This window comes from Streptomyces sp. NBC_01217 (assembly GCF_035994185.1).
In the GTDB taxonomy this organism is placed as follows: domain Bacteria; phylum Actinomycetota; class Actinomycetes; order Streptomycetales; family Streptomycetaceae; genus Streptomyces.
The window spans coordinates 3,528,612-3,542,347 of record NZ_CP108538.1; the positions used below are offsets into that span (position 1 = coordinate 3,528,612).

The 13,736-nt window shown below is 70.2% G+C and carries 11 protein-coding genes; 7 read left to right on the forward strand and 4 right to left on the reverse strand.

Annotation, left to right across the window (positions count from 1 at the left end):
* Window positions 1-251 precede the first annotated feature (251 nt).
* The gene (locus OG507_RS15455) at window positions 252-515 is read right to left on the reverse strand and encodes a WhiB family transcriptional regulator (protein ID WP_030927001.1); all 264 of its coding nucleotides are present in this window, start codon (window positions 513-515) and stop codon (window positions 252-254) included.
* A 713-nt stretch (window positions 516-1,228) separates the two neighbouring features.
* Here OG507_RS15455 and OG507_RS15460 point away from each other — a divergent pair.
* The 3 genes from OG507_RS15460 to OG507_RS15470 are packed head-to-tail and all read left to right on the forward strand — an operon-like array spanning window position 1,229 to window position 4,021.
* Window positions 1,229-1,729 (forward strand): cysteine dioxygenase, encoded by a 501-nt coding sequence (locus OG507_RS15460; protein WP_327367779.1) that lies wholly within the window; start codon window positions 1,229-1,231, stop codon window positions 1,727-1,729.
* A 13-nt stretch (window positions 1,730-1,742) separates the two neighbouring features.
* Entirely contained in the window at window positions 1,743-2,699 is a 957-nt protein-coding gene (gene cofD / locus OG507_RS15465) for a 2-phospho-L-lactate transferase (RefSeq protein WP_327367780.1), read from the forward strand.
* Window positions 2,696-4,021, forward strand: coding sequence for a coenzyme F420-0:L-glutamate ligase (locus OG507_RS15470; protein WP_327367781.1), 1,326 nt, complete (start codon window positions 2,696-2,698; stop codon window positions 4,019-4,021). The genes cofD and OG507_RS15470 overlap by 4 nt, the downstream gene beginning before the upstream one ends.
* A gap of 29 nt (window positions 4,022-4,050) precedes the next feature.
* Here the strand turns inward: OG507_RS15470 and OG507_RS15475 are convergent, their stop codons facing one another.
* The 3 genes from OG507_RS15475 to OG507_RS15485 form a co-directional block, all read right to left on the reverse strand.
* A complete protein-coding gene (locus tag OG507_RS15475; protein ID WP_327367782.1) occupies window positions 4,051-5,052 on the reverse strand; it encodes a DNA-3-methyladenine glycosylase family protein in 1,002 nt (333 codons plus the stop codon).
* Between the two features lie 71 nt (window positions 5,053-5,123).
* On the reverse strand, window positions 5,124-6,215 hold the full coding sequence (locus tag OG507_RS15480) for an NDP-sugar synthase (RefSeq protein ID WP_327367783.1): 1,092 nt from the start codon (window positions 6,213-6,215) through the stop codon (window positions 5,124-5,126).
* A gap of 123 nt (window positions 6,216-6,338) precedes the next feature.
* The gene (locus tag OG507_RS15485) at window positions 6,339-7,694 is read right to left on the reverse strand and encodes an N-acetylmuramoyl-L-alanine amidase (protein ID WP_327367784.1); all 1,356 of its coding nucleotides are present in this window, start codon (window positions 7,692-7,694) and stop codon (window positions 6,339-6,341) included.
* 137 nt (window positions 7,695-7,831) lie between these two features.
* Between OG507_RS15485 and OG507_RS15490 the strand changes: the two genes are divergently transcribed.
* From OG507_RS15490 to OG507_RS15505, 4 genes are all read left to right on the forward strand, one after another.
* The gene (locus OG507_RS15490) at window positions 7,832-8,584 is read left to right on the forward strand and encodes a TIGR03089 family protein (RefSeq protein WP_327367785.1); all 753 of its coding nucleotides are present in this window, start codon (window positions 7,832-7,834) and stop codon (window positions 8,582-8,584) included.
* A 109-nt stretch (window positions 8,585-8,693) separates the two neighbouring features.
* Window positions 8,694-10,007 carry an LCP family glycopolymer transferase gene (locus tag OG507_RS15495; protein ID WP_442810981.1) on the forward strand — a complete coding sequence of 438 codons (1,314 nt, stop codon included), beginning with the start codon at window positions 8,694-8,696 and terminating at the stop codon, window positions 10,005-10,007.
* A gap of 223 nt (window positions 10,008-10,230) precedes the next feature.
* On the forward strand, window positions 10,231-12,003 hold the full coding sequence (locus OG507_RS15500) for an LCP family protein (protein WP_327367787.1): 1,773 nt from the start codon (window positions 10,231-10,233) through the stop codon (window positions 12,001-12,003).
* A gap of 48 nt (window positions 12,004-12,051) precedes the next feature.
* Window positions 12,052-13,722 carry an LCP family protein gene (locus OG507_RS15505; RefSeq protein ID WP_327367788.1) on the forward strand — a complete coding sequence of 557 codons (1,671 nt, stop codon included), beginning with the start codon at window positions 12,052-12,054 and terminating at the stop codon, window positions 13,720-13,722.
* Window positions 13,723-13,736 lie beyond the last annotated feature (14 nt).

A 13,736-nucleotide genomic window follows, 5' to 3' on the forward strand; every position in this document is an offset into this window, starting at 1 on the left:
CGCCGAGCGGTGAACGAGGGCGGCGACAGGGCGGTGGTGGAGCGGCGGCGGGAACGGCGATGGCCCGTCGTCTGCGGGGTGGGTGCAGGCGGCGGGCCATGGTCGCTCGCGGTCCGGTGGGCGGCCGGTGCGTGCTTCGCGCGAGGTCCGGTGCGTGGTCGTGGCGCTCCGGTGCGCGGTCCGGACGTTTCGTCGTCCGTGGTCCCGATGTTCTGTTGTTCCGGCGTTCCTGCGTTCCGGGTGATCCGCGGTCAGACGGCGGCCTTCTTCAGGCGGCGCCGCTCACGTTCCGAAAGACCGCCCCAGATTCCGAACCGCTCATCATTCGAAAGCGCGTACTCAAGGCATTCGGAGCGGACTTCACAGGCGAGGCAGACCTTCTTGGCCTCGCGGGTCGATCCGCCCTTCTCGGGGAAGAAGGACTCGGGATCGGTCTGGGCGCACAGTGCGCGCTCCTGCCAGCCGAGTTCCTCGTCCGCGTCCTCGACCAGCAGTTGCTGGAACAGCTCGGTCATGTGCGCCCCTCGTCTGTCTCTTGCGTCCCCGTGATGCAGCCGTTACTGATTGCGGCCGAACGACACGAGTGAAATTACAAGTGTGTAGCTCCAGGCCAGTCAAGCGAAGATCTGCTATTGGTCCCGGTATTCACTCTGCGGAACCAAGCGTATGCGGAAAGTGTGCAAATCACCAAAAAAACTGACATATGCCACGGGTTTCACCGCACCCCCTCTCACCGAGTGAGACGACCGGGGCCACCTTCATGTTTCGATTCGATCACCGAAGCGATCAAGATCACAGTCGGGTCACGAGACCCCAACGACGTTTGCGGACGCGGTTGATGCGCCACATCTCCGCGACGGTGGCCGCACAAACCTTTCCCCACTCTCAGCAACCGGATGAGGTGAAACATTACCCCCAAATCGGTCATTGAGTTGACAGCGGGGGGCCGAGCCGGTCTCCTTGACTGCATGCCAGCGACCGCAGCGATGTACGCCACCCATGTCCGTGGGTTCCGCACCGCTGTCCAGGCCCGCTGTTGCTGTTCCAGCTGTCACAGCTGTTGATGCCATGAGGCACCGGCTCTGATCCAGCTCCTCTTCGCGGAGCTTCGCGCAGAGCGTCTCCGCAGGGCTTCCTTACGCAGAGCTTTCTCTCTGCCCTTTCGCGGCTCTCCGGTCTCCGAGACACCCCGCACATGCACTCCCCATGCCGAGGAACCACCGCTTCCATGAACAGCGACAGCGACCTTCAGATCGCCGGCGACATCCTTGAGGTCCAGCACCTCCTCCAGCCGGCCCGCGAGCACCCCTCCACCGTGGCCGAGTTCGTCGGACTCGCCCGCAACATCGCCGCCGACCGCGCCCAGTGGGCGCCGCTCGTCCGGTACGACACCACCACCCGCTGGTACCACCGGGTGCACACGGGCCCCGGTTACGAGGTCTGGCTGCTCAGCTGGGTGCCCGGTCAGGGCAGCGGGCGCCACGACCACGGGCCGTCCTCCGGTGTACTGACCGTCCTGGAAGGCCGGTTGACCGAGCGCACCGAGCGCGGGGCACGGGCGCTGCACGCCGGCGCGGAGCGCGTCTTCGCGCCCGGCTATGTGCACGAAGTGGTCAACGACTCCCTCGAACCGGCCGTCAGTCTGCACATCTACTACCCGGGTCTGACCGAGATGCCGATGCACACGGCGCAATGCGCCCCGGCGGCTGTGGATGTCGTACCCGCCTGACAAACTGCTGTGCATGCGCATTGTGGTTCTGGCCGGCGGTATCGGTGGTGCTCGTTTTCTGCGTGGCCTCAAGCAGGCCGCGCCCGACGCGGACATCACGGTGATCGGCAACACCGGTGACGACATCCATCTGTTCGGGCTGAAGGTCTGCCCCGACCTCGACACCGTGATGTACACCCTCGGCGGTGGCATCAACGAGGAGCAGGGCTGGGGGCGTACGGACGAGAGCTTCCAGGTCAAGGAGGAGCTCGCGGCGTACGGCGTGGGGCCCGAATGGTTCGGGCTCGGCGACCGCGACTTCGCGACCCACATCGTCCGTACGCAGATGCTGGGCGCGGGCTATCCGCTGAGCGCCGTCACCGAGGCGCTCTGTGCGCGCTGGAAGCCGGGGGTCCGGCTGCTGCCGATGTCCGACGACCGGGTCGAGACGCATGTCGCGGTCGACATGGACGGCGAGCGCAGAGCGATCCACTTCCAGGAGTACTGGGTGAAGCTGCGCGCCTCGGTCGAGGCGCAGGCGATCGTGCCGGTCGGCGCGGAGCAGGCCAAGCCGGCGCCAGGCGTGCTGGAGGCCATCGCCGAGGCCGACGTCATCATCTTCCCGCCGTCCAACCCCGTCGTGTCGGTGGGGACCATTCTTGCCGTGCCCGGGATCCGTGAGGCGATCGCCGAGGCCGGGGTGCCGGTCGTCGGCCTCTCCCCCATCGTCGGGGACGCACCGGTGCGCGGCATGGCGGACAAGGTGCTCGCCGCGGTGGGCGTCGAGTCGACGGCCGCGGCCGTCGCCACGCACTACGGCTCCGGGCTGCTCGACGGCTGGCTCGTGGACACGGTGGACGCGGGGGCGGTCGACGAGGTGGAGGCCGCGGGCATCCGCTGCCGTTCCGTACCGCTGATGATGACCGACGTCGATGCCGCGGCGGAGATGGCCCGGCAGGCGTTGGTGCTGGCCGGGGAGGTGCGGGCGTGAGCGCCGGTGCGGCCTCCGGCGAGGCGCCCTCGTACCGGGTCTGGGCGCTGCCCGGGATGCCCGAGGTGCGGGCCGGGGACGACCTGGCGAAGCTGATCGCCGCCACCGAGCCGGGGCTCGCCGACGGCGACGTCCTGCTGGTCACCTCGAAGATCGTTTCCAAGGCGGAGGGCCGGATCGTCGAGGCCACCGACCGGGAGGCGGCGATCGATGCCGAGACGGTACGGGTGGTGGCCCGGCGCGGCATGCTGCGGATCGTCGAGAACCGGCAGGGGCTGGTCATGGCCGCGGCCGGGGTCGATGCCTCGAACACCCCTGCCGGGACGGTCCTGTTGCTGCCCGAGGACCCGGACGCCTCGGCGCGTGCGATCCGGGACGGGCTGCGGGACACGCTCGGCGTCGAGGTCGGGGTCGTCGTCACGGACACCTTCGGGCGCCCGTGGCGCAACGGGCTGACCGATGTCGCGATCGGGGCGGCCGGGGTCCTGGTGCTGGACGATCTGCGCGGCGGCAGGGACGCGTACGGCAATCCGCTGAGCGCGACGGTGGTCGCCACCGCCGATGAGCTGGCCTCGGCCGGTGATCTGGTCAAGGGCAAGGCCTCGGGGCTGCCGGTCGCGGTGGTGCGCGGGCTCGGCCATGTCGTGGACCCGGCGGATTCGGCGGGCGGGGCCCGGGCGATGGTGCGGGTCGCGGCCGACGACATGTTCCGTCTGGGCACGTCGGAGGCGGTACGGGAAGCGGTGACCCAGCGGCGTACGGTGCGCGAGTTCACCGACGATCCGGTGGACCCCGGGGCGGTGCGGCGGGCGGTGGCCGCGGCGGTGACGGCGCCCGCGCCGCATCACACGACGCCGTGGCGGTTCGTCCTGCTGGAGTCCGAGGAGTCGCGGACCCGGCTGCTCGACGCGATGCGGGACGCGTGGATCGCGGATCTGCGCCGGGACGGCAGGAGCGAGGAGTCGATCGCCAAGCGGGTGCGGCGGGGCGATGTGCTGCGCCGGGCGCCGTATCTGGTGGTGCCGTGTCTGGTGATGGACGGCGCGCACACGTACGGGGACGAGCGGCGGGACACCGCGGAGCGCGAGATGTTCGTGGTCGCCGCGGGGGCGGGCATCCAGAACTTCCTCGTGGCGCTCGCGGGCGAGCAGCTCGCCTCGGCGTGGGTGTCGTCGACGATGTTCTGCCGCGCTGTGGTGCGTGAGGTGCTGGAGTTGCCCGGGGCGTGGGATCCGCTGGGGGCGGTCGCGGTGGGGCGGGCGGCGGTCGCGCCTGTGGCGCGGGTGGGACGGGACGCGGAGGGGTTTGTCGCGGTGCGGTGAGGTGGGGGAAATCGCCGGGTCAACTCGCGTTACAGGGCGGCGATGTCGCCCCGGGGCATGCGCGGGGCCCGGCGGGGCGGGGTGTGGCCCGACAGCAGGATGAGGCGGGTGGCCCGGTGGCGCTGGCCCTCGTAGGGGGCCAGGAGGGCCAGCATTTCCTCGTCGTCGGCGTCTCTGTTGCCTGCCAGGGCGTGGCCGACGATGCCGGGGAGGTGGAGGTCGCCGACCGTGACCGCGTCCGCCGCGCCGTTCGAGCGCTGCAGGGTCTCGGCCGAGGTCCAGGGGCCGATGCCGGGGATCAGTTCCAGACGGGCCATGGCCTCCGGGAGCTCCATGGCGGCCGCCTCCTCCAGGCGGCGGGCCACGCGTACCGCGCGCAGGATCGTGGCCGAGCGTTTGGCGTCGACGCCCGCGCGGTGCCATTCCCAGGACGGGATCAGGGACCAGGTGCGGGCGTCCGGCATGACGTGCAGGCCGAGAGCGTTGAACGCGGCGTGGTCCGAGGGACCGGGCGCCGGGGTGCCGTGTTTACGGACCAGATGACGCCAGGCGCGGTAGGCCTCGTCCGTGGTGACCTTCTGTTCGAGGATCGACGGGATCAGGGACTCCATGACCAGCCCGGTGCGCAGCAGGCGCAGGCCGGGGCGGCTGTGCCGGGTCAGGGCGAGCAGCCGGTGGCGCGGGCTGAAGGCGTCCGGGTCGTCCTGCGCGCCGAGCAGCGTCGGGAGCCGGTCCAGCAGCCAGGGGGCGCCGGCTCCCCAGGCCGCCGCCTCGATCCGGCCGCCCCGGGCCGTGACGCGCAGGGTGCCGGGGCCCGCGGGTGTGCGGCCGGTCCGCCAGACGGCGCCGTCCCGGGTCATCCGGAAGGTGGGGTCGGCGGGGCCGCGGCGCAGCGGGCCGAGGACCAGGCGCAGATCGAGCGGGCCGGGCGGGGTCCAGTCGCGGGTCAGCGCGTCCGCCGCCGCCGTGGCCGCCGTCTGGTGCGGGATGGCCGCGCGAGGAGCGCTGCGGGGTGCGAATCGTCCTGCCACGGTGAGGTCCTCGGTCGTCGGGTGCCTGTCGAGGGTATGCGCAGCGGCGGGTGCCCGTGCCGTTCGCCGGGCTATTCGTCGGACGAGAAGCGCACCGCGGCGTCCGGCAGGACCGCCCCGCACCAGATGCGGATGCCGTCGCGCAGTTCGTTGTCGGCGCCGACCCGGGCCCCGTCCCCGATGACCGCGCCGGCCAGCACCGTACGGCTGCCGATCCTGGCACCGGCTCCGACCAGCGAGTCGGTGATCACGGCTCCCGGTTCGACGACCGCGCCGGCCAGCACCGCGGAGCCGTCGATCCGGGCCCCTTCGCCGATCACGGCGCCCTCGCCTATGACCGTGCCGCCGCTGAGCTTGGCGTCGGCGGCCACGGAGGCCGTCGGCAGGACCAGCCGCTCGCCGCACCGGCCCGGGACGGCCGGGGACGGGGCGTGGCCGAGCACCAGGTCGGCGGAGCCGCGTACGAAGGCATGCGGGGTGCCGAGGTCCAGCCAGTACGTGGAGTCGACCATGCCCTGCAGATGCGCACCGGAGACGAGCAGTCCGGGGAAGGTCTCGCGCTCGACGGAGACCGGCCGGTCCGCCGGGATGGTGTCGATGACCGACCGGCGGAAGATGTACGCCCCCGCGTTGATCTGGTCGGTGACGATCTCCTCGGGCGTCTGGGGCTTCTCCAGGAACGCGGTGACCCTGCCGCTGCCGTCCGTCGGTACGAGACCGAAGGCGCGCGGGTCCTCGACGCGGGTGAGGTGGAGGGAGACGTCCGCGCCGGAGGTGGTGTGCGAGGCGACCAGTGCCCGGATGTCGAGGCCGGTGAGGATGTCGCCGTTGAAGATGAGCACCGGTTCGTCGGGTCCCGCGGTGAGCCGGGACGCGACGTTGCGTATCGCTCCGCCGGTGCCGAGCGGTTCGCGTTCGGTGACGTACTCGATGTGGAGGCCGAGCGACGAACCGTCCCCGAAGTACGGTTCGAAGACCTCCGCCAGATAGGACGTCGCGAGCACGATGTGCTCGACCCCGGCGGCCCGGGCGCGTGCCAGCTGGTGCGTGAGGAACGGGACCCCCGCCGCCGGAACCATCGGCTTGGGCGTGTGCACCGTGAGCGGGCGCAGCCTGGTTCCCTTGCCGCCGGCCAGGAGGATCGCTTCTCTTGCCTCTGTCACAGCGCTGACTCTGCTTCCTGGTGGGGCCTGGCCTGGTTTCGGCTGGCCAGTGTATGCAGACCGGTTCTGCCGTACCCGGTCGGCAGCCCACAGCGGTCCGCGGCAGCCTTCTCGGTGTTCCGCTCAGCGTCCCTGCAGTTGGGCGGAGCTGGTCCGGGCCGAGCCCAGTTTCACGTAGAGCCGCGCCCCGGGGCATTCGGTCACATAGCCGTCCCTGTGGCCGGAGATGACGTTGAGTTTGACCTTCTTGCCCTTCTTGTACTTGTTGCTTCCGGCGGAGACGAGCGTGGTCTTGCCGCGCGGGTCGGCCCCGAACAGGCCGAGCTTCCAGGCGGTGAGCTTCGCGATGGCGTTCACCGCGGCGGCGGGCGGGTTGGAGCTGGTGAAGGTTCCGAGCACCGCGATGCCCATGGTGTTGCTGTTGAAGCCGAGGGTGTGGGCTCCGAGGACTGCCTTCGTCACGCCTCCCGCACGTCCTTCGTAGATGTTTCCGCACTTGTCGACGGCGAAGTTGTAGCCGATGTCGCGCCAGCCGCTGCTCTTGACGTGGTAGCGGTAGATGCCGCGCAGGACCGAGGGCGCCTGGGAGCACGTGTAGTTGTTGCCCGTGGCGCTGTGGTGGATGAACGCGGCCTTGACGCTCTTGGTATACACGAAGGTGCGCTCCCTGAGCTTCTCGTCGGCGCCCCAGCCCTTGCGGGTGATGATGCCCGGCCGGGGTCCGATGAACGGCTGGGCGCCGGGCGCGAGCCGGGCCTCCTCCTCGGCGAGCGCCTCGGTCTCGGCCTTGCTCAGGGCGGGGAGCACGCTCTCGTCGAGCGCGCCGGTGCGATCGTCCTTGGCGTCCCCGACGGGCCGGACATCCCCGGCCGCCTCGGCCGCCTCGGCGCCTGCTGCGGGCAGCCGCTGCGGGTCCTCTCCGGGGTCGACGAGTTCCAGGCGCAGACCGGTGGGCAGCGGTACGGCGGGGGCGCCGCGGTCCTGCGGGTCGGTGGTCTCCGGGCGTACGCGGACCGCGACGCCGTCCGAGGCGCCGACCCAGAGCGGGGCGGTGGAGCCGCGGACGGTGCCGGACTCGCGCTCGGCGGTCCCGGGGTCGGCGCCGTGCTCGGCGTTGTGCGTCTCCAGGGACTGCCAGTCCGACCAGCGGGTGGTGCCGATGGCGCGGGTGCGGACCTGGACGGTGCCGTGGAGCTCGGCGCCGGCGTCATCCCAGACGACGCCGACCAGGGAGAAGGGGTCGACCTCACGTTCGGGCAGGCCCTGCTCGGCGGACTCGGTGGACTCGGTGGTCCGGCCGGACGGCGCCGGCAGCGGCGACATCGCCAGGGACTGCGTCGAGCCCGCCGCATCGGAGGGCTCGGCGGACTCGGCGGGGGCGGTGCGGGTGTCGGGGACGGCGCCCGCGGGCGCGGCCAGCGGCAGTACGAGAACCGCCGCGCAGGTGACACCGATCGAGGATGCAAGGAAGGCACGCATACGAACGATCCTGGCCATATTTTGACAACTCCGGCTACCGGGGTGTCTCCGTACAATTGACGGGCCGTCTGCCGAACCGGTGTACCCGACGCCTGTTGCCCCCGCCCGGCCCGGCGCCGCCGCGTACCCTTGCGCGGATGAACGCCACCGACCGCACCCCCGCCGACCTGCTGCGTTCCGCGCTCGCCGCGGACCCGGCCCGCCCCTTGGTCACTTTCTACGACGACGCCACCGGAGAACGCGTCGAACTGTCGGTGGCCACCTTCGCCAATTGGGTGGCCAAGACCGCCAACCTTCTGCAGGGCGACCTCGCCGCGGAACCCGGCGACCGGCTCGCCCTTCTGCTGCCCGCGCACTGGCAGTCCGCGGTCTGGCTGCTCGCCTGCTCCTCGGTCGGCGTGATCGCCGATGTGCAGGGCGACCCGGCCGGTGCCGACCTCGTCGTCAGCGGCCCGGACACGTTGGAGGCCGCGCGCGCCTGCCGCGGCGAGCGGGTCGCCCTGGCACTGCGCCCGCTGGGCGGCAGGTTCCCGCAGGCTCCCGAGGGCTTCGCGGACTACGCGGTCGAGGTGCCGAGCCAGGGCGACCGCTTCACCCCGTTCGCACCCGTGGACCCGGACGCTCCCGCACTGGCGGTGGGCGGCGGCGAGCTGACTGCCGCGCAACTGGTGGCGCGGGCCCGCGAGGATGCGTCCGCTCTCGGCCTGACCGCCGGGTCGCGGCTGCTGACGGGGCGTACGTACGACAGCTGGGAGGGCCTGAGCGCGGGGCTGTTCGCGCCGCTGGCCTCCGGGGGGTCCGTGGTCCTGTGCCGGCACCTGGGGCAGCTGGGCGAGGACGGCCTGGCGAAGCGCGTCGAGAGTGAACGGGTCACCAACACCGCGGTTTGACAAGCATCCTGATGCCACTCGTCCGGCCCATGCCGGGCCGAGTCCTCGGGGCTGCACGTCAACTGCGGTACATGATCGGCGGTACAGACCACTCGGAACACAACCAAGCGTGAGGTTCAGCCGTCTACTTCTGCGACCGGCGGCCCCAGCGCGCCGCCGAACGCGAAGGATGGACGCAGACGTGAGCGAAAGCGCCGGCCCGCCGGACGACTCCGACGACTCGGCCGCGGACGAGGGCAGGCCGCGGGACGGAGATGGTTCCGGCGCCGCCCCCGAGCCCCTCGGCGGGCACCGGCGCCGCTGGCTGCGCTGGACCGCGCTCGGCGTCTCGCTCGTCGTCCTGGCCGCCGCGGGCGCGGGCTGGTGGCTGTACCGGAAGCTCGACGGCAACATCAGGACCGATACCTCGGCGGCCGCCGAACTCAAGACGTACGAGCGGGAGCGGCCCGCATCCGTGGTGCACGACGCGGAGAACATTCTGCTCATCGGCTCCGACAGCCGGGCCGGTGACAACCGTGAGTACGGCCGTGACGACGGCGGCAGCCAGCGTTCGGACACCACGATCCTGCTGCACCTGGCCGCGGACCGCAAAAGCGTCACCGCCATGTCGCTTCCGCGTGATCTGATGGTGGAGATCCCGGTCTGCCACAAAGCGGACGGTACGACCACGAAGAAACAATTCGCCCAGTTCAACTGGGCCTTCGAATTCGGCGGCACCGCCTGCACGATCCGTACGGTCGAGAAGATGACCGGTATCCGGATCGACCACCAGATGGTCGTCGACTTCAACGGCTTCAAGGACATGGTCGACGCCGTGCACGGCGTCGAGGTCTGCCTCAAGAAGCCGGTCGACGACACCGCCGCCCATCTGAAACTCCCCGCAGGGCGCCAGAAGCTCAACGGCGAGCAGGCGCTGGGATACGTACGGGCCCGCAAGTCCATCGGCGACGGCAGCGACACCGAACGGATGGACCGCCAGCAGCAGTTCCTGGGCGCGCTGGTGAACAAGGTGCAGAGCAACGGCGTCCTGCTCAATCCGACCCGCCTCTACCCGGTGCTCGACGCGGCCACCAAGGCGCTGACCACGGACCCGGGCCTGGACAGCCTCAAGGACCTGTACGAGCTGGTGCGCGGCCTGCGCGACGTACCGACCGACAAGGTGCAGTTCCTGACCGTGCCCCGGCAGCCTTACACCGCCGACCCGAACCGGGACGAACTCGTCCAGCCCGATGCGAAACGGCTCTTCAAGCGGCTGCGCGACGACACCCCGGTGGCCGTGGTCCCGGCGGACGTGTTCAAGCGCGACGGCGGCGGGAGCGACGGGAAAAACAATGACGCGACCGATACGCCGGGGGCCGCGGGCCCCAGCCCCACACCGACCTATTCGGGCAACAACGCCGCGGCCGACCTGTGCAAGCAGTAAAGCAATTCCCAAGCAGAAGCAGGTGTTCGGCGTGTAATGAGCAGAATGACCAGTTGTAAGGACCGTGGAATTTGTCACGCTCGTCGCTCCACGCCGAACAGGGCCGATAGTGTGACGCGATCCGGTACTTCCGGCCATCAGGCCGCGCACTTCCGGAGCGAAAGATCGAGCGCCTGATCGGGGGAGGCGCCTCGCGTGGCACCGACGGAGGACTCAAGCAACCGTGGATGCGCAAAGCCGTGGGCGGGCCGATGAAATCGACCCGGCAGACCAGTGGGTTCTCAACCCGCATACCGGCGATTACGAACTGCGACTGAATCATTCCGGAGGGGATTCGGCCGGCACTTCGCAGCCGCCGAAACCGCGTGTCCCCCGTCGCAGGGAGCCGGTACGCGAGAGCAGTGGCGAGCGCAGGGGGCCGGCCCGTGACGGACACGGCTCCGCCCCGCGCCGCGAGGTGCCGGGACAGCGCGGCCGCCGTTCCGCCAATGGCCCGCGCGGCCAGGAGGGCCCCGGCCGCGGCGAGAGCGCAGGACGCCGCAGCCGCAAGGCCCCCAAGGCGCGCCGCAAGAAGGCGCTGCTGTGGACGGGCGGCGTGATGGCCTTCGTACTGGTCGGCCTGTCGGTGGGCGGGTACGCGCTGTACCAGCACTTCAACGGCAACCTGAACACCGTCGACATCGGCAGCGCCGGGAACAAGAACGTCGTCAGCAACGCCCCGCTCAACATCCTGATCATCGGCACCGACAAGCGCACCGGTAAGGGCAACGAGGGCTACGGCGACAAGGGCAGCACCGGCCACGCCGACACCAACATCCTCTTCCACGTCTCCAAGGACCGCACCAACGCGACGGCGCTCAGCATCCCCCGCGACCTGATCACCGACATCCCGGAGTGCACCAGCAAGCAGCCGGACGGCTCGGACAAGGTCATTCCGGGGACGGACAACACCCGCTTCAACGTCAGCCTCGGCCAGGACGGCCGCGACCCGGGCTGCACCATGCGTACGGTCGAGGAGATCACCGGCCTGCGGCCCGATCACTTCATGATGGTCGACTTCAACGCGGTGAAGGAGCTGTCCACGGCGGTCGGCGGCGTCAAGGTCTGCCTGGCACATCCGGTCAAGGACCCCAAGTCGCACCTCGACCTCCCGAAGGGCGAGAGCACGATCCAGGGCGAGGACGCGCTGGCGTTCGTACGTACCCGGCACAGCTTCGGCAATCAGAGCGACCTGGACCGGATCAAGGTCCAGCAGCAGTTCATCGGCTCGATGATCCGGCAGATGCAGTCGGACGACACCCTGACCAGCCCGACCAAGATGTTCAAGCTGGCGGACGCGGCGACCAAGGCGCTCACCGTCGACTCCGGCATCGGCTCGGTGAAGAAGCTGACGTCGCTGGCCCAGGAGCTCGGCAAGGTCAACACCAAGAACGTCACCTTCGTGACGGTGCCGGTGCTGGACAACCCGGCAGAGAAGATAAAGGCGACCGTCGTAGTGGACACGGCCAAGGCCGACCCGCTGTTCGCCATGATGCGCGAGGACACCTCGCTGACCGAGGTGAAGGCGCAGAAGCAGGCCGCGAAGAGCAAGCAGGACGCGCTCCTCAAGGGCACCAAGGCCGCCGCGGCCGATGTCCGCGTCGATGTGTACAACGGCGGCGAGATCGCCGGTGCCGCCCAGACGACCGTCACCTGGCTGCAGAACGACCAGGGCGTGCTCAAGTCCACGAACAAGGCCAACGCCCCGGCGAAGATCGACAAGACGACACTGGAGTACGCGCCGAACCAGGCGGACCAGGCCCGCGCCCTGGCCGCCATGATGGGCCTGCCCGGCTCGGCCCTGAAGCAGGGCACCACGGACGCCGAGGGGCTCCAGGCGATGGTGCTGACGCTCGGCGCCGACTTCAAGGGCGCGGGCATTCCCCTCACGGGGCCGGCAAAGGTGCCGGACGGTATTCAGCAGGCAAACGCCGACAAGGCAGAGTGCGCCAAGTGACACCGGGTCACTGCGCCAAACCACGAGTCTGAGCAGCAGGGGGTCCTGGTGGGACGGAGCAGTACGCCCGGGGAGGGGACGCGACCACGCGTCCGGCACGCCGGTCAACTCGGCTGGGACGACGGGCTCTACGAGGACGCGCCGAAGACGGAACCGGACTCCGGCGCGTCCCGCCGGCGGTCCGCCCCGGCGGACAGCGGCCATCGGCGCGGCGGTCCGAAGAAGCGAGGCAAGAAGGGCAAGCGCCGGGCACTGCGCTGGGTCGCCGCCGTTGTCGCGCTGCTCATACTCGGCGGCGCGGGAGCCGGATACGCCTACTACCAGCACCTCAACGGGAACCTCAAGAAAGAGGACCTGAACATCGGCGACAAGAAGATGGCCGACCACAAGGCCAATTCCGCCGGTCAGACCCCGCTGAACATCCTGCTCATCGGCTCGGACGCACGGGACTCCAAGGAGAACCAGAAGCTCGGCGGGGCCAAGGACACCTTCGGGGCGCCGCCGCTGGCCGATGTGCAGATGCTGCTCCATCTCTCCGCCGACCGCAGCAACATGTCGGTGATCAGCATGCCGCGCGACACGCTGCTGAAGATCCCGAAGTGCACCGACCCGAAGACGGGGCGCGTCTACCCCGCCACCACCGGTCTGGCGATGACCAACGAGACGCTCGGCCGCGGCGGTCCCGGATGCACCGTGGCCACCTGGTACGAGCTGACCGGCATCACCATCGACCACTTCATGATGATCGACTTCGCCGGTGTGGTCTCGATGGCCGACGCGATCGGCGGCGTCCCGGTCTGCGTCAAGGGCAACGTCTACTCCCACACGAGGGACGGCAAGGGCTCCGGGCTGAAGCTGGAGAAGGGCACCACCAAGATCAAGGGCAAGCAGGCCCTGCAGTGGCTGCGTACCCGCTACGGCTTCGAGGACGGCACGGACCTCGGCCGCACCCACGCCCAGCACATGTACATGAACTCGATGGTCCGTGAGCTGCGCAAGGGCACCAAGCTCACCGACCCGGGCAAGCTGATGGGCCTTGCCGAGGCGGCGACGAGCGCGCTGACGGTCGACAAGGGCCTCGACTCGGTCAAGAAGCTGTACGACCTCGCGGACGAGCTCAAGAAGGCGCCCACCGGGCGCATCACGATGACGACGATGCCGAACGTCTACGGAACGGGAGTGAACAACGGCCGGGTGCTCCCCAAGCCCGTCGACGCCGATCAGCTGTTCCAGATGGTCCGCGACGACGTCCCGCTCGACGGCAAGGCGTCCAAGCGCAAGGCCCCGGCCGCCAAGGAGCCCACCTCGCCCGACGCCGAGATCCCGGTCAGCGTCCGCAACGGAACCCGTACCGAGACCGAGTACCCGGTCAAGGGCCGCGCCTCGGCGGTCCAGGAGCTGCTGGCCGCGAAGGGCTTCACCCAGGCCGCGATCGACGCGCAGAACACCGATGCGGCGGTACGGACCGGGGTGCTCTTCCCCAGCGTCGACATGGAGGGCAACGCCCAGGCCGTGGCCAAGGCGCTCGGCATCCCGCTGACGGCTGTGAAGAAGTCGACCGCCGTCTCGGGCATCACCCTGACCGTGGGGGCCGACTGGCGCGAGAGCGGGGACTACAAGGCGCCCAGCGCCGAGGAGAAGACCCCTGACAGCGCGCGCGCCCTCAACGGCGACGACGAAGGGGCCTGTATGGACATCCAGCCGGGCTTCGGCTTTTAACGACGCCCGGTAGC

Excerpts from the sequence above, each read along its gene's own strand:
- OG507_RS15455 (WP_030927001.1), bottom strand. The coding sequence starts at position 515 with ATGACCGAGCTGTTCCAGCAACTGCTGGTCGAGGACGCGGACGAGGAA.
- OG507_RS15460 (WP_327367779.1), top strand. The coding sequence starts at position 1,229 with ATGAACAGCGACAGCGACCTTCAGATCGCCGGCGACATCCTTGAGGTC.
- cofD (WP_327367780.1), top strand. The coding sequence starts at position 1,743 with ATGCGCATTGTGGTTCTGGCCGGCGGTATCGGTGGTGCTCGTTTTCTG.
- OG507_RS15485 (WP_327367784.1), bottom strand. The coding sequence starts at position 7,694 with ATGCGTGCCTTCCTTGCATCCTCGATCGGTGTCACCTGCGCGGCGGTT.
- OG507_RS15490 (WP_327367785.1), top strand. The coding sequence starts at position 7,832 with ATGAACGCCACCGACCGCACCCCCGCCGACCTGCTGCGTTCCGCGCTC.